Below are 19,592 nucleotides of genomic sequence, written 5' to 3'. Positions count from 1 at the left end.
TACGGGAGATGAGAATGAAAGACGCCATGGTCCGAAAACAAAAAATAAGAGTCAAGACGTTGATGCTATTGTCCATTTTCCTCACCGTGACGGTGGGCTTTACGGCAACGATCGGGTTTATGATGTGGCAGTGGATGGCGCAGCAGGAGGTGCTGGCCAAAAAACATATCCGCCAGATAGCCGAGGTACAGGCTTTACAGGTCAGCAAACAGCTGGATTCCGCCCTGACTGCCGCCCGGGATATGGGCAACAGCGCCCTGGCACTGCGCGAGGCGGGCGTATCCGACCGCCAGAGCCTGAACCAGCTGCTTATCCACTACCTCTCGGCTCACCCACAGTTTCTCTCCATGTCGATGGCCTTTGAGCCCAACGCGTTCGACGATAAAGATGCCGCCTTTGCCGGTCAGAGCGGTGAAGATCCTGCCGGACGCTACGCCCGCTACGTCGACCGCGATGCCACCGGCAAACCGGCATTACACCTGCTGACTGACATCGAAACACCCGGCAGCGGTGATTATTATTTGCTGCCGAAACAGCGGCATAAAGATGTGATCATCGAGCCCTATATTTACCCCTACAACGGCGTGGACGTGATGCTCACCTCGATTGCCGCACCCATCATGCGTGACGGACAGTTTCTGGGTTCGGTCACCTCTGACTTCTCCCTCGCCACGCTGCAGTCCACGATCGGCGCGATTAAACCGTGGAACGGCACAGGCTACGCCCTGCTCCTCTCAGCGGGTAATAACGTGGTGTCCAGCCCGGACAAACAGGCGGCAGGCAAGCCATACGCGGGTCAGATTGCCGGTCATGACGTCACCCGGGTAAACGATCCGCTGCTGATGGAAGAGGTGTTCATCACCTGGCAGGACATCGCCGTCGGTAACAGCCAGACGCCGTGGAAGCTGGCCATTATTACTCCGGTTAGCGAAGTGATGGCCGAAGCGCGGGCATTTTTACTGAAAGCCATCATCATGATGATGTTAAGCATCGTTGCGGTCAGCCTGGTGATGGCCCAGATCTTTACCCGCAAGGTTGACCGTCCGGTTGGAGGGGAACCTTCGGAGGCCGCCGGGATCGCCCTGGCCGTTGCCCGGGGAGATCTGAACAACACCATCCCGGTACGTTCCGGGGATACCCACAGCATTTTTTATGCCCTGCACACCATGCAGACGCAGCTCAAGCGCATCGTCGACAACATCAGCGAAGCCAGCCACTCCGTGCACGGCGGCACCAGCGAAATTTCGGCGGGCAACCTTGACCTCGCCTCACGTACCGAAGAACAGGCGGCGGCGATTGTTGAAACAGCAGCCAGCATGGAAGAGATTTCGGTCACGGTGAAAAATAATGCCGACAACGCCCACAAGGCGACCACGCTGACCGATCGCGCCGCGAGCCTCGCCGGGCATGGCGAAACGCTGGTAAACGACGTGGTGATGGTGATCGGAGAGATTGACGAGAGCGCGCGTAAGATCGGTGAGATTAACAGCATCGTCGACGGCATCGCCTTCCAGACCAATATCCTGGCGCTGAATGCGGCCGTTGAAGCGGCGCGCGCGGGCGAACAGGGGCGCGGTTTCGCAGTGGTCGCAGGTGAAGTGCGCAACCTGGCCCAGCGAAGCGCCAACGCGGCAAAAGAGATCTCTCAGCTGATTGCCGAGTCCTCAGGCCGCGTCAGCAAAGGCGTTGAGCTGGTCAATGAAACCGGCGTAATGATGAAACAGGTGATTGAGGCGGTGTCGCACGTGCATCTGGTCATCAACGACATTGTTCAGGCGCTGGACGAGCAGAACCGCGGGATAAGCCAGGTCAGTACCGCCGTTAACCAGATGGACAGCACCACCCAGCAGAACGCCTCTCTGGTTCAGCAGATCTCCGCTGCGGCGCTCTCGCTGGATGAGCAGGCTAAATCGCTGGAGAAGACGCTGGCGTTCTTCCATTCATAAATAAAAAGGCACCCGCCCGGCGGGTGCCTTTTCAGGCGATTGCCGTTACAGCCCTTTCAGCAGCTTGTCGACAAACTCCGGGACGACCGTGCTTGCCAGGCCATAGTGTTTCTCTTCAAACTCGCTGCCCACCTGGCTTGGCTCAAGGTTGAGCTCTACCGTATGCGCACCGTGCAGCCTCGCCTCGTGAACAAACCCCGCCGCAGGGTAAACGTGGCCGGATGTTCCGATGGCGATAAACACGTCGGCCATCGCCAGCGCGCTGTAGATCTCATCCATTCCCAGCGGCATTTCGCCGAACCAGACCACGTGCGGACGCAGGCGCGACGGGAACTGGCAGCAGTGGCACTTATCCTCTGGCAGCACGTCCTCTTTCCAGTCCAGCACCTGACCGCTCCAGGAGCAGCGAACCTTGAGCAGCTCGCCGTGCATGTGGATGATGTTCTTGTTACCGGCCCGTTCGTGGAGATTGTCGATATTCTGCGTCACCAGCAGAAAACGATCGCCCAGCGCCTCTTCCAGCTTTGCCAGCGCCAGATGCGCCGCATTCGGCGCGACGTCAGGCTGCTGAAGCTGACGACGGCGTGCGTTGTAAAACGCCTGCACGAGATCCGGGTCGCGGGCAAAGCCTTCCGGCGTGGCGACATCCTCCACGCGGTGCTCTTCCCACAGCCCGTCCGCCGCGCGGAAGGTTCGAATTCCTGACTCGGCCGAGATCCCCGCTCCGGTCAGCACCACCACTCTGGGTTTATCCATCGCTTCTGGCATCATTCTGTCTCTGAAAAAGATCCGCTGGCGCAAGCGCTCACGCAAGCGGCGTTTGTTTTTGCGAAAACGGCTGAGTCGACCCTGGCGACGCGACAGCATAGAAACCTCGTAAACTAATCGGTGAGATGAAGGAATGCGGCTCCGCGCATGCCTCCTGCGTCCCCGTGTCGCGCGCATTCAATACGCGGCACGCGGGCAACCGGCAATAAATGTCGGGGCAAACGCCCGGACAACCGTTCCGTAATCGCGGTAAAGTTTGAAAGCCCTCCCCCGATCACCAGCAGGTCCGGGTCGACGATGGTGAGAATATTTCCCAGACACACCGCCAGCAGATCCAGATAGCGCTCGACGTGCTCACGCGCCTGCGCATCCCCTTGCTCCCACAGGGTAATGATTTGAGGGGCCTCAAGTTTCTGATGATAGAAGTGTTCGTAAAGCCATGCAAACCCGCGGCCTGACAGGTAGTTCTCAATACAGCCGTGCTGCCCACAGCCGCAGCGTGTCAGCGGGAAATCACGCCCCACCACTTCCAGCGCGTCCACCGGCAGGCGGATATGGCCAAACTCGCCGGTAATGTAGCTGCGGCCGGTGATGGGCTTACCGTTGATGACGATTCCTCCGCCGACGCCGGTACCGAGGATCAGCCCCATCACCAGAGAATATTGACGGAATTCATCATCCCAGGCTTCAGAGAGCGCGAAGCAGTTGGCATCGTTGTCTAAACGCACGTCGCGTTCAAGGAGCACGGAGAGATCGGCGCGCAGCGGTTTACCGCTAGCGGCAGGCACGTTGGCCGCATACAGCGTGCCGTCGTCGGTTTCGGGCATGCCCGGAATACCAATGCCGACGCTGCCTTTGACCCCAAAGCGTTCATCCGCCTGAGCCACCAGCGCGGCAATGGCGGTTAAAAATTCGTCATAACTTTCGCGCGGCGTGGGAACGCGGGTTTCCCACTGCAGTTTGAGGTTTTTATCAAACACGCCGAGCGCAATCTTGGTGCCGCCAATATCAAATCCGTAATACATAACGCATTCCTCTTTTAACCTGGCGGCCCGAAAGCCGCTAGATCATGACGTAATTACTGGCCACTTAATACCCTCGCCGGATCAATTCGGCTTGCGCGACGCGCCGGATACCAGCTTGCCAGCAGACTCAGTAAAAGTGCTGTAAGCAGCACATAAAAAACATCCAGCCAGTGCAGTTCAGACGGCAGGAAGTCAATAAAATAGATGTCACCCGACAGGAACTGGTGGCCAATAAGCTTTTCAATCCCGTTGATAATCGGCGTCAGCTGCAGGGAAACCACCACGCCAATCACTACGCCGCACAGGCTGCCAAACAGCCCTGCCAGCAAACCGTACCAGACGAAGATGGCGCGAATAAGACCGTCTTTCGCCCCCAGCGTACGCAGCACGGCGATGTCGCCGCTCTTGTCCTTGACCGCCATCACCAGCGTCGAAACGATATTAAAGCACGCCACGCCAATCACCAGCACCATCGCCAGATACATGATGGCGCGGATCATCTGGATATCACGGTACATATACCCGTAAGTGCCGATCCAGCTTTTGATGTAGACATAGTTATTGGTCACGCTGCCCGCGTCACGCACCAGTTTGTTGGCGTTAAAGACGTCGTTCACCTTAATGGCAATGCCCGTCACGCTGTTGCCCATGTCGAGATACTGCCGCGCATCCTCCATCGGCACCATCGCAAAGCTGTGGTCAAGCTGACCGCTCAGCTGAAGAATACCGGTAACGTGCAGGCGCACGCGTTTTGGCTGCTGCAGTTTGTGGTCGGTGCTGGCGTTCGGGATCATGATTGACACCCAGTCGCCCTGCTTCACCTTCAGAGCATCGGCAACGCCTTTACCCATGATGATCTGCTGCTCGCCAGCCTTAAAGTTGGCCCACGCGCCGTTCTGCACATAGTTTGGCAGCGCGCTGAGACGCGCTTCCTGCGCCGGGTTCACCCCTTTCACCTGAATGGCGCGCAGGTTTACCCCGCTTTCCACCAGCCCGGTAAAGTTAATGTAGGGCGCGGCCGCGGCGATGCCCGGCACTTTTTCAACTTTGGCGAGCGCATCGCTCCAGTTCGTCCACGGCTGGTTAACCGGCTCGATCTCCCCGTGCGGCACCACCGCCAGAATGCGGTTATTCAGCTCACGCTCGAAGCCGTTCATGGCGCTTAAGCCCACAATCAGCACCGCCACACCCAGCGCAATACCGATGGTCGAGATAACGGAGATCAGCGACACCATGCCGCCGCGACGGCGGCCGCGGCTAAAACGTAAACCGATGAGTAACGATAACGGTGACGCCATTACTCTGCTCCCATCAGGGTCAGTTCCGCGTTCAGATGGCCGTCGCGCATCTCAAGCTGACGTCCCATGCGTTTTGCCAGCTGCAGATCGTGGGTTACGACCAGAAACGCGGTGCCCTGCGAGGCGTTCAGCTCGCCCAGAAGCTGGAAAATACTGTCCGCATTACGGGCGTCCAGGTTCCCGGTGGGCTCATCCGCCAGTACCAGACGCGGGTTGTTGACCAGCGCACGGGCAATCGCCACGCGCTGGCGCTCGCCGCCGGAGAGCTCCGACGGACGGTGGTTACCGCGATGACCCAGCCCTACCGCCTTCAGCATGTCGCTGGCGCGAGCGTTAATCTCTGCCGGTTTCTTTTTGCCAATCAGCAGCGGCATCGCGACGTTTTCCAGCGCCGTGAAGTCCGGCAGCAGATGGTGGAACTGGTAGATAAAGCCCAGCTCGCGGTTGCGCAGCTCGGCCTTCGCCGCCGAGGACATTTTGCTCATCGGCTGGCCGGAGAAAATCACGTCGCCGTTGGTTGGCGTATCCAGCCCGCCCAGCAGATGCAGCAGCGTACTTTTGCCCGAGCCGGAGCTGCCGACAATCGCCATCATTTCGCCTTCGCCCACGCTGAAGCTCACATTGTGCAGCACGTCGGTTTGCACAGTGCCTTCCTGATAGCGTTTGGACAGGTTGTCGCATTGCAACAGGATCTTATTCATAACGTAAAGCCTCAGCGGGTTGAGTGGCGGCGGCGCGCCAGGAAGGATAAAGCGTAGAAAGCAGCGCAATGGCCATCGCGGCCAGCGCAATACCGACCACCTGCAGCGGCTCGATAGCCACCGGCAGCGCCGCGCCGTCGAGCAGGGCGCCGATGATCGGCATTAAGTTATTAAGCTGACTGGCAAGCAGCGCACCCAGCACGGCGCCGAGCAGCGCGCCGATGATACCGGCGCTGGCGCCCTGCACCATAAACACCGCCATGATCTGGCGCGGCGTGAGCCCCTGGGTTTGCAGAATGGCGACTTCGCCCTGCTTCTCCATCACCATCAGACCCAGCGAGGTGATGATGTTAAATGCCGCCACGGCGACGATCAGGCTCAGCAGCAGCCCCATCATGTTTTTCTCCATCCGCACAGCCTGGAACAGCTCGCCTTTACGCTCGCGCCAGTCCTGCCATTTGGTGCCGTCCGGCAGTTTTTGCTGGCTGAGAGTATCGACCTTCAGCGGCGCGTCGAGCCACAGGCGCCAGCCGGTGATATTTCCTGCCGGGTAGCGCATCAGGCGTGACGCGTCCTGAATGTTAACCAGCATCTGGTAGCCATCGACTTCGCTGTTGGCGGCAAAGGTACCAATCACGTTGAACAGGCGCTGGCTTGGCAGGCGCCCCATCGGCGTAAACTGGCTGGCAGAAGGGACCATTACGCGCAGCTGATCGCCACGGTTAACGCCAAGCTGTCCGGCAAGCTGCTCGCCCAGAATCACGTTATATTTCCCGGCTTCCAGGTCGGTCTGCTTCACGTTAACGAGATACGGCGTCAGCGGATCGTTTTGCGCCGGGTCGATACCCAGCATCACGCCGACCGCCACGCTGCGGGCGCTTTGCAGCACCACGTCGCCGGTGGTCAACGGCGCTACGCGCGTGACGCCCTGTAACTTCGCCGCGCTTTCCGGCAGCTGCTGCGGGTTAACCGAGCCGTTAGTGGATGAGAGTACGGCCTGCGGCATCAGCCCCAGGATGTTGTTTTGCAGCTCGCGCTCAAAGCCATTCATGACGGAAAGCACCGTCACCAGAGCCATCACGCCAAGCGTAATGCCAATAGTCGATAGCCAGGAGACAAAGCGACCGAAGCGGTCCGCGGCGCGCCCACGCATGTAGCGTAAGCCTATGAAGAGTGCGACAGGTTGATACATGAAGTCCGTCTGTTTGCTGATAGCAGACCCACGAGTATATAAGCGAATCCGTTAAGCGTAAATGACTGAAACCGTAAGCTTTGGTAATCATTTTTCCAAAAAACTCAGATAAATCAGGATACTAATATCTGAAACCGCTCCTCGCAACCTCCACCTTTTCCGAAAAACCTCCTGATACAGACTGTTACCCATTACAGCACGGTTTCGTTTAACAACAATTGCTCGTTCGTCTATGGCAATAAGGTAGTTGCGAACAATGAAGCAAAAAGCATTATGGATTAACCAGATAAAAGGGCTGTGTATCTGCCTGGTGGTTATCTATCATTCGGTTATCACGTTTTATCCGCATCTGATCGGGCTGCAACACCCGCTCTCCGGCCTTCTCGCCAAATGCTGGGTCTATTTTAATCTCTATCTTGCCCCCTTCCGTATGCCGGTCTTTTTCTTTATCTCCGGCTATCTGATCCGTCGTTATATTGACGAGGTGGACTGGCGAACCAGTCTCGACAAGCGAATCTGGAGCATTGTCTGGGTGCTGGCGCTGTGGGGGATTTTGCAATGGCAGGCGCTGACCCACCTGAATGCCTGGCTGGCGCCCGATCGCGAGCTTGTCACCTCGTCGAACGCGGCCTACGCCGACTCGCTCTCGGGATTTGTGCAAGGCATGCTCACTGCCAGTACCAGCCTGTGGTATCTGTATGCCCTGGTCGTGTACTTCACGCTGTGTAAACTGCTGAGCCGCTGGAAGCTGCCGATGCTGGGACTGCTGGCGCTGGCAAGCATCGCGATCAACTTCCTGCCGCTACCGTGGTGGGGAATGAACAGCGTGGTCCGCAACATGATCTACTACAGCCTCGGGGCGTGGTATGGCGCGACGCTGATGGCGTGGATGAAAAGCGTCAGCCTGCGCCGCCTCTGGCTGGCAACCGTCGCTTTCGCCGCCGTCTCCGTGGTGCTGTGGTTTGCTAACGTTCCGCTGCTGCTCTCATTGCTGTCGATTGTGCTGATTATGAAGCTATTCTACAGCTTTGAGCAGCGCTATGCCGTTCACCCTGACAACCTGTTGAACGTGATTGGCTCCAATACCATTGCGATTTATACCACCCACCGCATCTTAATTGAGGCCTTCAGCCTGTTCCTGATTGGCGAGATGAATGCCGCTTACTGGCCGGTCTGGGCTGAACTCACCTTAATTCTGGTCTACCCGTTTGCCAGCCTGCTGATCTGTACCCTGGCCGGGCTCGGGGTGCGTAAAATTTCCACCGCGCTGTTTGGCGACGTTTTCTTCTCTCCTCCGTCTACGCTGACCCTGTCCCCCTCAACGCGTTAATGCCCTCTCCGCCCCCGTTTCGGGGGCGTTTAGCCCTGCCGTGCGGTTGCGATTTGCTTATGCAAAACGATCGAGGATAATAAAGACATTGCGTATCAGTGATATGCCCCAATACTGTTGGTATATCCATAAGAGACTCTGACATAGCCATGCCTGAACACTATCGTTATTCCTTGCCTGTCAAAGCGGGCGACCAGCGCCAGCTGGGTGAACTCACGGGCGCGGCGTGCGCCACGCTGGTGGCGGAAATCGCCGAGCGTCATCAAGGGCCGGTGATCCTGGTTGCCCCGGATATGCAAAACGCCCTGCGCCTGCACGATGAAATTCGCCAGTTCACCGATAATCTGGTGTTCAGCCTGGCCGACTGGGAAACGCTGCCGTACGACAGCTTCTCTCCGCACCAGGAGATCATCTCCTCGCGCCTGTCGACGCTCTACCAGCTTCCGACCATGCAGCGCGGCGTGCTGATTGTACCGGTGAACACCCTGATGCAGCGCGTCTGTCCGCACAGCTACCTGCACGGCCACGCGCTGGTGATGAAAAAAGGCCAGCGCCTGTCCCGTGATGCCCTGCGGGCGCAGCTTGACGGGGCCGGCTATCGCCACGTCGATCAGGTCATGGAACATGGGGAATACGCGACCCGCGGCGCGCTGCTCGACCTTTACCCGATGGGCAGCGACCAGCCGTATCGTCTGGACTTCTTTGATGATGAAATCGACAGCCTGCGCGTCTTTGACGCCGACACGCAGCGCACGCTGGAGGAAGTGGAGTCCATCAATTTACTGCCCGCGCATGAGTTCCCCACGGACAAAACCGCTATCGAACTGTTCCGCAGCCAGTGGCGCGATAGGTTCGAGGTGAAGCGCGACGCGGAACATATTTATCAGCAGGTCAGCAAAGGCACGCTGCCTGCCGGGATCGAATACTGGCAGCCGCTATTCTTTAACGAGCCGCTGCCTGCCCTGTTCAGCTACTTCCCAGCGAATACGCTGATTGTTAACACCGGCGATATCGACGCCAGCGCCAGCCGCTTTGAAAGCGAAACCCGCGCCCGCTTTGAAAACCGGGGCGTTGACCCGATGCGTCCGCTGCTGCCGCCGGAAGCGCTGTGGCTGCGTACCGACGAGCTCAACGCCGAGCTGAAGCGCTGGCCGCGCATGCAGCTGAAAACCGATTCGCTTGCCGACAAGGCCGCCAACACCAACCTCGCCTTCCGGACGCTGCCGGACCTGGCCGTCCAGGCGCAGCAGAAATCCCCGCTGGATAATCTGCGCAAGTTCCTGGAGTCCTTTACCGGCCCGGTGGTGTTCTCCGTTGAGAGTGAAGGCCGCCGCGAAGCTTTGGGTGAGCTGCTGGGACGCATTAAGGTGGCGCCGAAGCGCATCCTGCGCCTGAGCGAAGCGACCGGAAACGGCCGTTACCTGATGATTGGCGCCGCCGAGCACGGTTTTATCGACACGCTCAACAACCTGGCGCTGATTTGCGAAAGCGACCTGCTGGGCGAGCGCGTCGCGCGCCGCCGTCAGGACAGCCGTCGAACCATCAACCCGGACACGCTGATCCGTAACCTGGCCGAGCTGCATCCGGGCCAGCCGATTGTTCACCTGGAGCATGGCGTTGGACGCTATCAGGGGATGACCACGCTGGAAGCGGGCGGTATTAAAGGTGAATACCTGATGCTCACCTACGCGAACGACGCCAAACTGTATGTTCCGGTGTCGTCCCTGCATCTGATCAGCCGCTACGCGGGCGGTGCCGAAGAGAACGCGCCGCTGCATAAGCTGGGCGGCGACGCCTGGGCGCGCGCGCGCCAGAAGGCCGCGGAAAAAGTGCGCGACGTGGCCGCCGAGCTGCTGGATATCTACGCCCAGCGCGCGGCCAAAGAGGGATTCGCCTTTAAGCATGATAAGGAACAGTATCAGCTGTTCTGCGACAGCTTCCCGTTTGAAACCACGCCGGATCAGGCTCAGGCTATTAACGCCGTGCTGAGCGATATGTGCCAGCCGCTGGCAATGGACCGTTTAGTGTGCGGCGACGTCGGCTTCGGTAAAACCGAAGTGGCGATGCGCGCCGCCTTCCTTGCGGTGGAAAACAACAAGCAGGTGGCGGTGCTGGTGCCGACCACCCTGCTCGCTCAGCAGCACTTCGACAACTTCCGCGACCGCTTCGCCAACTGGCCGGTACGCATCGAGATGCTGTCGCGTTTTCGCAGCACCAAAGAACAGACGCAGATCCTCGAACAGGCAAGCGAAGGCAAAATCGATATTCTGATCGGCACCCACAAGCTGCTGCAAAGCGACGTGAAGTGGAAAGATCTGGGGCTGCTGATCGTCGACGAAGAGCACCGCTTCGGGGTGCGCCATAAAGAGCGCATCAAAGCGATGCGCGCCGACGTCGACATCCTGACCCTGACCGCAACGCCGATCCCGAGAACCCTGAACATGGCGATGAGCGGCATGCGCGATCTGTCGATTATTGCCACGCCGCCGGCGCGCCGTCTGGCGGTAAAAACCTTCGTCCGCGAGTACGATAATCTGGTGGTGCGTGAGGCAATACTGCGTGAAGTCCTGCGCGGGGGTCAGGTCTATTACCTGTACAACGACGTGGAAAACATCCAGAAAGCGGCCGACAGGCTGGCGGAGCTGGTGCCGGAAGCGCGCATTGCTATCGGTCACGGGCAGATGCGCGAGCGCGAGCTGGAACGGGTGATGAACGACTTCCACCACCAGCGCTTTAACGTGCTGGTGTGCACCACTATCATCGAAACGGGGATCGACATTCCGACGGCGAACACCATCATTATTGAACGCGCGGATCACTTTGGTCTGGCGCAGCTTCACCAGCTGCGCGGCCGCGTCGGGCGTTCGCACCATCAGGCCTACGCCTGGCTGCTGACGCCGCATCCGAAAGCGATGACCACCGACGCGCAAAAGCGTCTGGAAGCCATCGCCTCGCTGGAAGACCTCGGCGCAGGCTTCGCGCTGGCCACGCACGATCTCGAGATCCGCGGCGCCGGCGAGCTGCTGGGTGAGGACCAGAGCGGCTCCATGGAGACCATCGGCTTCTCGCTCTATATGGAGCTGCTTGAGAACGCGGTTGATGCCCTGAAGGCCGGTCGCGAGCCGTCGCTGGAAGATCTCACCAGCCAGCAGACCGAGGTCGAGCTGCGTATGCCTTCCCTGCTGCCGGACGATTTCATTCCGGACGTGAATACCCGACTGTCGTTCTACAAGCGCATCGCCAGTGCGAAGACGGAAAACGAGCTGGAAGAGATTAAGGTTGAGCTGATCGACCGCTTTGGTCTGCTGCCCGATGCGGCGCGAAATCTGCTGGATATCGCGCGCCTGCGCCAGCAGGCGCAGAAGCTGGGCATTCGTAAGCTCGAAGGCAACGAAAAAGGCGGCGTGATTGAGTTCGCGGAGAAGAACCACGTCAACCCGATGTGGCTGATCGGCCTGCTGCAAAAACAGCCGCAGCATTTCCGTCTGGATGGCCCAACGCGTCTGAAATTTACCCAGGAGCTGACGGAGCGCAAAACCCGCATGGACTGGGTGCGTAACTTTATGCGCCAGCTGGAAGAGAACGCGATCGCCTGACCTCCCTTCCCCCGTTAGCCCAGCGCTAACGGGGGACAATTTACAAACTCTTTGCACTTCACCCGATCTTCCCGACACACCCATTCGCCATAATTATCGTAACGCCTTATAAAACAATAACCTTATCATTTGCATGGATTATGGTGATGATGACCTCTTCGCGTTTTACTCGCTGGTTAACCCTGATTGCGCTGGCAGCCACCGTCGCGGTGGCGCTTCCCGCTCGCGCAAATACCTGGCCCCTCCCTCCGCCCGGCAGCAAGGTGGTGGGGGAAAACCGCTTTCATGTGGTTGAAAATAATGGCGGTTCGCTGGAAGCCATTGCCAAAAAATATAATGTCGGTTTTCTGGCTCTGCTGCAGGCGAACCCCGGCGTCGACCCGTACGTCCCACGCGCGGGCAGCGTATTGACAATCCCGTTACAGACTATCCTTCCGGACGCCCCGCGCGAGGGGATCGTGATAAACCTGGCGGAGCTACGCCTGTACTATTATCCGCCGGGTAAAAATGAGGTGACCGTCTACCCGATTGGTATTGGTCAGCTGGGCGGCGACACCCTGACGCCGACGATGGTCACCACCGTCTCGGATAAACGCGCGAATCCAACCTGGACCCCGACGGCCAATATTCGTGCCCGTTATAAAGCTCAGGGCATCGATCTTCCGGCCGTGGTGCCAGCAGGCCCGGATAACCCGATGGGTCACCACGCAATCCGTCTGGCGGCCTACGGCGGCGTTTACCTGCTGCACGGAACGAATGCGGACTTTGGCATCGGCATGCGCGTCAGCTCCGGCTGCATTCGTCTGCGCGATGACGATATCAAAACGCTGTTTAACGTCGTTACGCCGGGTACCAAAGTGAATATTATCAATACGCCGATTAAGGTTTCTGAGGAGCCGGGCGGCGTGCGGCTGGTTGAAATTCATCAGCCGCTATCGAAAAACATTGGCGACGATCCGCAGACGCTGCCCATTAACCTGAATGCCGCGATGGTAAGCTTCAAAACGAATGCGAATACCAACAGCGAGGTGATGGAGCGCGCAATGGAGGCCCGCTCAGGCATGCCGACCGATGTCACCCGGCATCACGGCGTCGTCCAGCAGTCGATGTAAATCAGAAATAAAAAAACGCCCTGCTGAGCAGGGCGTTTTCTATTGCAGTGGCATAAATGAGGGTTTATGCCCGGCTTATTTGTAGATGACGGCGGTGCCGTGCAGGGTGTTAGGACCGGTCACAGAGGTGATGCGGTAAGATTTTGCGCCCATCTCTTGCGCTTTTTGCGCCAGCTGATCTTCCAGGGAACCCAGGTTAGTCCCGGCAGAGGCAGAGATCGTCCCGACTTTATGCTGGTCAGCAGGGGTGGATTGCACCTGTACAGCAGCAAAGCTTGCGAAAGAGAGTGAACTCAGAACAGCGGCAGCGATGAGGGTTTTTACGTTTTTCATGATGTTTACCTTTAGCAGATGAATTTGGAGGTCGTTAATCATTTAGTTAACGATCGATAGGTAAATCATAAATGTGATCCATATCACGCGTCAACATAATTTTATAATGACCATTAACTTAATTTTAAAGTCGTTATTTTTCATACTCATATGATTAATTTATTTTTAAGCATTCAGCGCTGGTGGTGACTTGCGTTTATTTTTATAATGGTCATTCAACAAACCAACAGAGGACCAACGGCACATGACAACCGACGTCACGAGTTGTGCGAAGAAAAGCCGTGGCCGACCAAAAGTGTTTGACAGGGATGCAGCGCTTGATAAGGCCATGACTCTCTTCTGGCAACATGGGTATGAAGCAACCTCGCTTTCCGATCTGGTAGAAGCTACCGGAGCAAAAGCGCCGACGCTGTATGCCGAATTTACCAATAAAGAGGGGCTGTTCAGGGCGGTGCTGGACAGATACATTTCGCGATTTGCGGCGAAACACGAAGCCCAGCTGTTTTGTGAAGAGAAAAGCGTCGAACAGGCGCTTCGGGATTATTTCACCGCCGTCGCGACCTGCTTCACCAGTAAAGAGACGCCTGCGGGCTGCTTTATGATTAATACCTCTGCCACCCTGGCGGCGTCCTCTAAAGAGATTGCCAATACGGTGAAATCGCGGCATGCCATGCAGGAGGAGACGCTTAGCGCATTTCTGGCTCAGCGCCAGCAGCGCGGTGAAATCCCTGCCCAGTGCAACCCACAGCTGCTGGCGCAATACCTGAGCTGTATTTTGCAGGGGATGTCGATCAGCGCCCGTGAAGGGGCTACGCTGGAAAAACTGCAGAATATAAGCGAAACCACGCTGCGGCTGTGGCCTGAGCTACTGAAAATCTGAAGCAAAAAAAGCTCCTCAGCCTGAGCGCATGAGGAGCTAAATTCAGAGAACATCTTTTTTACACTTTGTTATTCAGAACCAGCTGGCCATTTCCATCCAGTGGAATTTGCGTGCCCGGGTCTTTATCCATGCGGATTTTGCCCTGCTGATCGCCAATTTTGTACGTCACGTCATAGCCCAGCATTTTTTCCGACTTGTCATAGACGGTTTTGCAGCGCTGCTGAGTCGTGGTGTAGGTATCGTTATCCTGCATCGCGCCCTGCACCTGGTTACCGGCATAGCCGCCACCCAGCGCGCCGACCACGGTCGCCACATCTTTACCCCGGCCGCCGCCGAACTGGTGACCAATCACGCCACCCGCTACCGCGCCCAGAACAGAACCGGCGATACGGTTTTCATCCTGCACCGGACGACGATGCGTCACGGAGACGTTACGGCACTCCTGACGAGGCGTTTTTACCGTTTCTTTAATCGGTGTAGCAGAAACCACCTGCGCATACTGCGGGCCGCGATCTAATACGTTGAGACTGGCAACGGCAGCCACACCTAACGCAGCCGCGACGCCAATCCCTATACCCGCCAACATTGATTTATTCACGGGACTTCCTCCTTTGTTGCTATTGGTAACAATTTTGCAATGGAGGCACGGCTTCGCCAATCAGATAAAGGATCAAAAAAGGGGCGTTCAGAGGAGATATATTGTATTTAGGAGAACTCTTAAGCACTCAATCTGTGATCTACAGCATGAAATGCTAAAAACTCCCTCCGGAGAGCCCGGAGGGAGTGAAAGATTAGTGCAGCTTCAGACGCGGACGGATCACGCGGTTGATTCTGCCGACCAGCATCATCAGCCCGGTTTTGAAATAGCCGTGCAGCGCAATCTGGTGCATACGGTAGAGGGAGATATACACGAAGCGGGCAATGCGCCCTTCTACCATCATCGAGCCGCGCATCAGGTTACCCATCAGGCTGCCGACGGTAGAGAAGTTTGACAGAGACACCAGAGAACCATGGTCTTTGTAGACATAGGCCTTCATTGGCTTGCCTTTGTACTGCGCCAGAATGTTGTGCAGGACCAGGCTTGCCATCTGGTGTGCGGCCTGCGCGCGCGGCGGCACAAATCCACCTTCAGGACGCGCGCAGGAGGCGCAGTCACCGATAGCAAAGATTTCAGGATCACGCGTGGTTTGCAGCGTTGGCTCGGTTACCAGCTGGTTAATGCGGTTGGTTTCCAGACCGCCGATATCTTTCATAAAGTCAGGCGCTTTGATGCCGGCCGCCCAGACCATCAGATCCGCTTTGATATACTCGCCGTCTTTGGTGTGCAGGCCGCCTTCGTCGGCGCTGGTCACCATGGTCTGCGTCAGCACCCGCACGCCCAGCTTGGTGAGTTCATTGTGCGCCGCACCGGAAATACGCGGAGGCAGCGCAGGCAGAATGCGTTCACCGGCTTCGACCAGCGTGACGTTCAGCGCTTCATTCGTTAATCCTTTGTAACCGTAGCTGTGCAGCTGCTTCACCGCATTGTGCAGCTCCGCAGACAGCTCAACGCCCGTCGCACCGCCGCCAACAATGGCGATATTCACCTTACCATTCGCACCCATATTGCTGGTGTACTTCAGAAACAGGTTCAGCATTTCCTGATGGAAACGACGCGCCTGGTGCGGGTTATCGAGGAAGATACAGTGCTCTTTCACGCCCGGCGTGTTGAAGTCGTTGGAGGTACTGCCCAGCGCCATGACCAGCGTGTCATACGCCAGTTTACGCTCGGGAACCAGCAGCTCCCCTTTTTCATCGCGCAGCTCTGCCAGGGTGATGGTTTTGCTTTCACGGTTGATGTCCACCACCGAGCCCAGCTGGAACTGGAAATGGTGGTTGCGCGCGTGCGCCAGATAGCTGAGCGCGTCCACGCCCTCGTCCAGAGAGCCGGTCGCCACTTCGTGCAGCAGCGGTTTCCACAGGTGGCTGTGGTTACGATCCACGAGCGTGATTTTGGCTTTTTTACCGCGACCCAGCTTCTTGCCCAACTGTGTCGCCAGCTCCAGCCCGCCAGCACCACCGCCTACAATCACTATCTTTTTCAATGGCGTAGTCAACGTGACCCCCTCAAATTATTAACCAATTGTTAATTAAAAGTTATAAAAATAACCCTTAATTAACAACAGGTTACAGCACTGAAACCATTCAGGTGCATTGAGAATACCACGTCAGGCGCATTGGTCATACCAAAATTGATATGCATCAAGTTTTGATGGCTTAAAAGTAGACAATTCTGGTCAAAAAGAAAGCCCGGCACGCTTTCACGGCCGGGCTTCGACGCCTGCAGGCAAGGAATTAACCCAGCGTTTTAAATGCCTTGATACGCTGCAGGTGCGGGGAGATGTTTTTGAACTTGTGGGTCTGTTCTTCGTCCCAGACAATTTCGTAATAATGATGCAGCAGCTCTGCCGCCCGGTGGCTGTTGAGCGCCTCATCGTTACGCGACAGGATCACCAGACAGCGGTCACGGTTTTTCTCACGAAAATTACTCACGCACTTGGTTGCAATATCGACATACTCTTCCGGGCGGTCAATTTTGCCTTCCATGTTCTCGTTCGGGAACAGGTTAGGATTGAATACTACCTGACGGATGTCGCACAGGAAGCCAATGCGCTCCGCCCAGTAGCCGCCCAGCCCCACGCCGCAGATCAACGGGCGATCGTCGACGTTGAGCTGCAACATCTTGTCTACCTCTTTGAGCAGATGCTGCATATCGTGCTTCGGATGGCGCGTGCTGTAGCTGATCAACCGTACATCCGGATCGATAAACTGCAGCTGCAGCACCTTCTCATGATTACCAGGGCTGTTTGAGTCAAAACCGTGTAAATAGATGATCATCGTCTTCTCACCACGCTACGCCTTCCGGGAGGGTTTACAGGCTGGCTTTATGTGCCTGCCAGCGCTCATTCAGGTCTTCAAGCCGGGCGTTGACCGTCTTCCAGCGCGCCGAATCCATCAGCTCCTGACGGCTAAATGAACCTTTATGATACAATTTTGTAACACGCTCAGCTTTGATCGGCGACAGGTTATCCAGCACGCTAACGGCACCTTTACGATTATTGCAGACCAGGATCATATCGCAACCTGCATCCAGCGACGCCTGACCGCGCTCAGCGTAGCTGCCCATGATCGCCGCCCCTTCCATCGATAAATCATCAGAGAAGATCACGCCATTGAAGCCCAGCTCCTGACGCAAAACGGTTTTCAGCCAGTGCGGAGAGCCGCTGGCAGGGCGCGGGTCAACGTCGCTATAAATCACGTGCGCAGGCATGATGGCATCAAGCTTGTTGTCGGTGATAAGCGACCTGAACACCGACATATCTTTGGCGCGAATTTCCGCTTCCGGGCGCGGATCGCGAGGGGTCTCTTTATGCGAGTCCGCCGTCACGGCCCCATGGCCCGGGAAGTGTTTGCCGGTGGTTTTCATTCCGGCTTCGTGCATGCCGTCAATGAACCGGGTCGCCATGGTCAGCGCAATACGCGGATCGTCATGGTACGAGCGCTCGCCAATGGCGGCGCTGATATGCCCCACGTCCAGAACCGGGGCAAAACTGATGTCGATATCCATGGCAATCATTTCGCTAGCCATCAGCCAGCCGGCCTCCTGCGCCAGTTTCCCGCCCTCTTCCGTGCCGAGCAGCGCGGCAAAAGACTGGGCTGCCGGCAGGCGGGTAAATCCTTCGCGAAAACGCTGCACGCGTCCGCCTTCCTGATCGACGGCGACCACCAGATGGTTGCGCGACGCGGCGCGGATCTGACGCACCAGCTCACGCAGCTGCGCCGGATCGTGATAGTTGCGGGTAAACAGGATAAGCCCCCCCACCAGCGGATGCGCCAGAATTTCACGCTCCTCCGCATCCAGCTCAAACCCTTCTACATCCAACATGACTGGACCCACATCCACCTCTCTTATCCTTTAGTTTGTAACTGACGCCAGGCATCGTCTGCCAGCGCAATAAATTGTTTGTCTCTGGACTGCCGATAGCGCATTTCAAACCAGCCAGCCATTAACATGACGACCCAGGGTCGCCAGCGTTTAACCTGACGCTTCAGCGCGTCGGCGTTAATGTGTGCTACCTGGGCGTAGTCCATGATGAGCATCTGCCGCGCGGCTTCACTCTCCGTCCAGACGGCCGCCAGCTCCAGCGCCACATCGCCATCTCCGGCATATTCCCAGTCGATAAGCCTGATGCCCGCTGACGTATGCACAATATTTCCGGCATGAACATCCATGTGCAGCGGCGAGAGCCGTATCGGCTGCGGCTCGCCCGTTTTATGCAGCCGCTTGAGATGCGCCAGCCACATTGGGGTGCGCCTGTCAGGCAGGGCCTGCTGCCAGTAGTGTTCAAGCAGCGGGAATAACGTAATTCGCCATCCCAGTCGTGGCTGCTGGTGCAGATGATACAGCATCGCCGCGAGCACAGGCGTGTCCGGCAGCGCGCTTTTAACATCACCTTCCAGATAGTCGACGGCCATCCAGCCCTGTCTGAAAAAACGAGGGGCAGGCACGAGATCTGACGGTAGACGCCTCAGGGCGCGAAACTGACGACGGAAATGGGAGGCAGGCGCATCGGGGTCATGGTTTTGCCGCAAGACCAGACGTTGTTCGCCCTGCGCTATAATGCAACTCGCGCCGCCAAGCCCGGAATGGGCCTGCGGCGCGATAAGGCGGTACTGAGGAAAATAGCGCGTCAGAATCTCTTCAAGCGTGCTGTCATTGTTGCGTAACCGCACCTTTACCTGACCAGATAATTTCGCCTGTCTGAACCAGCATCAGCTGCATCTGCAGGGCTGGTGTATTCACGTTACCGGTGGCGTTAGAGTAAAGCACATACTGTGCGCCAACGTTACGGGCAATACCGATCGCCTTGCTGCGGGTACCGAGGCTATCCTGCGGCGAAAGGCCCAGCTGCTGTTTGGCTACCGCGAGCTGTTGAGCTGAGACCAGCGTAAACTTACCGTTGTTTGCCAGGGCATTGCGCAGAGTTTCCGTCGCTTCACCCGCATTCAGCGAACCGTTGGTACGGTTGTTCACGCTGTCGACCAGCAACACGCTCCCTGCCGTCACGCCCTGTGCCTGCAGCATTTTGCCGACCATGGGCTGCATTGCGCCGTTCCAGTCGTAATGGCGCACGCGCGGCGTGGGTTGTGACGTCTGGTCCGGATGTTCAATCGGGCCTGGCTGTGACGGAATAGACGGCACAGACGGCACGGTTGGCTGCTGCTGCGTTGGCGGCGTCGGCTGTTCAGTGCCCGGTTTCGCCTCTTCCACCGGCGCTGGCTGTTCAGTTCGGGTCACACACCCTGCCAGGAACAGAGCGAAAGCTGTCACGAGCGCATAGCGGCTCAAATTTTTAATCAAGGTTCACCCC

General features: G+C 57.4%; 17 protein-coding genes. 5 read left to right on the top strand and 12 right to left on the bottom strand.

Annotated elements, in window-relative coordinates; translation table 11 throughout:
• Nucleotides 1–14 precede the first annotated feature (14 nt).
• Nucleotides 15–1,946: a methyl-accepting chemotaxis protein gene (locus tag AB3N39_RS08130; protein ID WP_136194690.1), complete on the top strand. Its 1,932-nt coding sequence runs from the start codon at nucleotides 15–17 to the stop codon at nucleotides 1,944–1,946.
• A gap of 45 nt (nucleotides 1,947–1,991) precedes the next feature.
• Here the strand turns inward: AB3N39_RS08130 and cobB are convergent, their stop codons facing one another.
• From cobB to lolC, 5 genes are read right to left on the bottom strand one after another with little or no spacing between them, the layout of a single operon-like run.
• Entirely contained in the window at nucleotides 1,992–2,813 is an 822-nt protein-coding gene (gene cobB / locus AB3N39_RS08125) for a Sir2 family NAD+-dependent deacetylase (RefSeq protein WP_136194689.1), read from the bottom strand.
• A 14-nt stretch (nucleotides 2,814–2,827) separates the two neighbouring features.
• A complete protein-coding gene (gene nagK / locus AB3N39_RS08120; protein ID WP_136194688.1) occupies nucleotides 2,828–3,739 on the bottom strand; it encodes an N-acetylglucosamine kinase in 912 nt (303 codons plus the stop codon).
• Between the two features lie 53 nt (nucleotides 3,740–3,792).
• Nucleotides 3,793–5,037, bottom strand: coding sequence for a lipoprotein-releasing ABC transporter permease subunit LolE (lolE, locus tag AB3N39_RS08115; RefSeq protein WP_127730412.1), 1,245 nt, complete (start codon nucleotides 5,035–5,037; stop codon nucleotides 3,793–3,795).
• Complete coding sequence (gene lolD / locus AB3N39_RS08110) at nucleotides 5,037–5,738, bottom strand: lipoprotein-releasing ABC transporter ATP-binding protein LolD (RefSeq protein WP_008500772.1); 702 nt, start codon at nucleotides 5,736–5,738, stop codon at nucleotides 5,037–5,039. Before lolD ends, lolE begins: the two co-directional genes overlap by 1 nt.
• Complete coding sequence (gene lolC, locus AB3N39_RS08105) at nucleotides 5,731–6,930, bottom strand: lipoprotein-releasing ABC transporter permease subunit LolC (RefSeq protein ID WP_024908607.1); 1,200 nt, start codon at nucleotides 6,928–6,930, stop codon at nucleotides 5,731–5,733. Before lolC ends, lolD begins: the two co-directional genes overlap by 8 nt.
• A gap of 256 nt (nucleotides 6,931–7,186) precedes the next feature.
• On the opposite strand from lolC, the gene AB3N39_RS08100 reads away from it, so the two are divergent.
• The 3 genes from AB3N39_RS08100 (at nucleotide 7,187) to AB3N39_RS08090 (ending at nucleotide 12,968) form a co-directional block, all read left to right on the top strand.
• On the top strand, nucleotides 7,187–8,260 hold the full coding sequence (locus AB3N39_RS08100; protein ID WP_367897201.1) for an acyltransferase family protein: 1,074 nt from the start codon (nucleotides 7,187–7,189) through the stop codon (nucleotides 8,258–8,260).
• 149 nt (nucleotides 8,261–8,409) lie between these two features.
• Nucleotides 8,410–11,856, top strand: coding sequence for a transcription-repair coupling factor (gene mfd, locus AB3N39_RS08095; RefSeq protein ID WP_111965551.1), 3,447 nt, complete (start codon nucleotides 8,410–8,412; stop codon nucleotides 11,854–11,856).
• 146 nt (nucleotides 11,857–12,002) lie between these two features.
• On the top strand, nucleotides 12,003–12,968 hold the full coding sequence (locus tag AB3N39_RS08090; protein ID WP_133294173.1) for a L,D-transpeptidase family protein: 966 nt from the start codon (nucleotides 12,003–12,005) through the stop codon (nucleotides 12,966–12,968).
• Nucleotides 12,969–13,043: 75 nt separating this feature from the next.
• On the opposite strand, the gene bhsA is transcribed toward AB3N39_RS08090, so the two are convergent.
• On the bottom strand, nucleotides 13,044–13,301 hold the full coding sequence (gene bhsA / locus AB3N39_RS08085) for a multiple stress resistance protein BhsA (protein ID WP_023616599.1): 258 nt from the start codon (nucleotides 13,299–13,301) through the stop codon (nucleotides 13,044–13,046).
• 244 nt (nucleotides 13,302–13,545) lie between these two features.
• Here bhsA and AB3N39_RS08080 point away from each other — a divergent pair, with 244 nt between their 5' ends.
• The gene (locus tag AB3N39_RS08080) at nucleotides 13,546–14,181 is read left to right on the top strand and encodes a TetR/AcrR family transcriptional regulator (RefSeq protein ID WP_024909039.1); all 636 of its coding nucleotides are present in this window, start codon (nucleotides 13,546–13,548) and stop codon (nucleotides 14,179–14,181) included.
• A gap of 58 nt (nucleotides 14,182–14,239) precedes the next feature.
• Here AB3N39_RS08080 and AB3N39_RS08075 read toward each other — a convergent pair whose 3' ends face one another.
• The 6 genes from AB3N39_RS08075 to lpoB all read right to left on the bottom strand — a co-directional run bounded on the left by AB3N39_RS08075 (nucleotide 14,240) and on the right by lpoB (nucleotide 19,582).
• Complete coding sequence (locus AB3N39_RS08075; protein WP_008500779.1) at nucleotides 14,240–14,779, bottom strand: glycine zipper 2TM domain-containing protein; 540 nt, start codon at nucleotides 14,777–14,779, stop codon at nucleotides 14,240–14,242.
• A 193-nt stretch (nucleotides 14,780–14,972) separates the two neighbouring features.
• Nucleotides 14,973–16,277 carry an NAD(P)/FAD-dependent oxidoreductase gene (locus AB3N39_RS08070; protein WP_127730402.1) on the bottom strand — a complete coding sequence of 435 codons (1,305 nt, stop codon included), beginning with the start codon at nucleotides 16,275–16,277 and terminating at the stop codon, nucleotides 14,973–14,975.
• Nucleotides 16,278–16,515: 238 nt separating this feature from the next.
• On the bottom strand, nucleotides 16,516–17,058 hold the full coding sequence (gene ycfP / locus AB3N39_RS08065; RefSeq protein ID WP_008500781.1) for an alpha/beta hydrolase YcfP: 543 nt from the start codon (nucleotides 17,056–17,058) through the stop codon (nucleotides 16,516–16,518).
• A gap of 34 nt (nucleotides 17,059–17,092) precedes the next feature.
• Entirely contained in the window at nucleotides 17,093–18,118 is a 1,026-nt protein-coding gene (gene nagZ, locus AB3N39_RS08060; protein ID WP_136195008.1) for a beta-N-acetylhexosaminidase, read from the bottom strand.
• 11 nt (nucleotides 18,119–18,129) lie between these two features.
• Nucleotides 18,130–18,954 (bottom strand): thiamine kinase, encoded by an 825-nt coding sequence (thiK, locus tag AB3N39_RS08055; RefSeq protein WP_136194686.1) that lies wholly within the window; start codon nucleotides 18,952–18,954, stop codon nucleotides 18,130–18,132.
• Nucleotides 18,935–19,582 (bottom strand): penicillin-binding protein activator LpoB, encoded by a 648-nt coding sequence (lpoB, locus tag AB3N39_RS08050; protein ID WP_047650878.1) that lies wholly within the window; start codon nucleotides 19,580–19,582, stop codon nucleotides 18,935–18,937. Before lpoB ends, thiK begins: the two co-directional genes overlap by 20 nt.
• Between the last annotated feature and the right edge of the window lie 10 nt (nucleotides 19,583–19,592).

It is taken from the genome of Enterobacter vonholyi (genome assembly GCF_040834095.1).
In the GTDB taxonomy this organism is placed as follows: Bacteria; Pseudomonadota; Gammaproteobacteria; order Enterobacterales; family Enterobacteriaceae; genus Enterobacter; species Enterobacter vonholyi.
The sequence above is the reverse complement of the archived record's forward strand: the minus strand, read 5'-3'. Positions and strand labels throughout refer to the sequence as shown.

Excerpts from the sequence above, each read along its gene's own strand:
- AB3N39_RS08090 (WP_133294173.1), top strand. The coding sequence starts at position 12,003 with ATGATGACCTCTTCGCGTTTTACTCGCTGGTTAACCCTGATTGCGCTG.
- ycfP (WP_008500781.1), bottom strand. The coding sequence starts at position 17,058 with ATGATCATCTATTTACACGGTTTTGACTCAAACAGCCCTGGTAATCAT.
- lolC (WP_024908607.1), bottom strand. The coding sequence starts at position 6,930 with ATGTATCAACCTGTCGCACTCTTCATAGGCTTACGCTACATGCGTGGG.
- bhsA (WP_023616599.1), bottom strand. The coding sequence starts at position 13,301 with ATGAAAAACGTAAAAACCCTCATCGCTGCCGCTGTTCTGAGTTCACTC.
- AB3N39_RS08100 (WP_367897201.1), top strand. The coding sequence starts at position 7,187 with ATGAAGCAAAAAGCATTATGGATTAACCAGATAAAAGGGCTGTGTATC.
- nagK (WP_136194688.1), bottom strand. The coding sequence starts at position 3,739 with ATGTATTACGGATTTGATATTGGCGGCACCAAGATTGCGCTCGGCGTG.
- AB3N39_RS08080 (WP_024909039.1), top strand. The coding sequence starts at position 13,546 with ATGACAACCGACGTCACGAGTTGTGCGAAGAAAAGCCGTGGCCGACCA.
- AB3N39_RS08130 (WP_136194690.1), top strand. The coding sequence starts at position 15 with ATGAAAGACGCCATGGTCCGAAAACAAAAAATAAGAGTCAAGACGTTG.
- lolE (WP_127730412.1), bottom strand. The coding sequence starts at position 5,037 with ATGGCGTCACCGTTATCGTTACTCATCGGTTTACGTTTTAGCCGCGGC.
- cobB (WP_136194689.1), bottom strand. The coding sequence starts at position 2,813 with ATGCTGTCGCGTCGCCAGGGTCGACTCAGCCGTTTTCGCAAAAACAAA.
- lolD (WP_008500772.1), bottom strand. The coding sequence starts at position 5,738 with ATGAATAAGATCCTGTTGCAATGCGACAACCTGTCCAAACGCTATCAG.
- mfd (WP_111965551.1), top strand. The coding sequence starts at position 8,410 with ATGCCTGAACACTATCGTTATTCCTTGCCTGTCAAAGCGGGCGACCAG.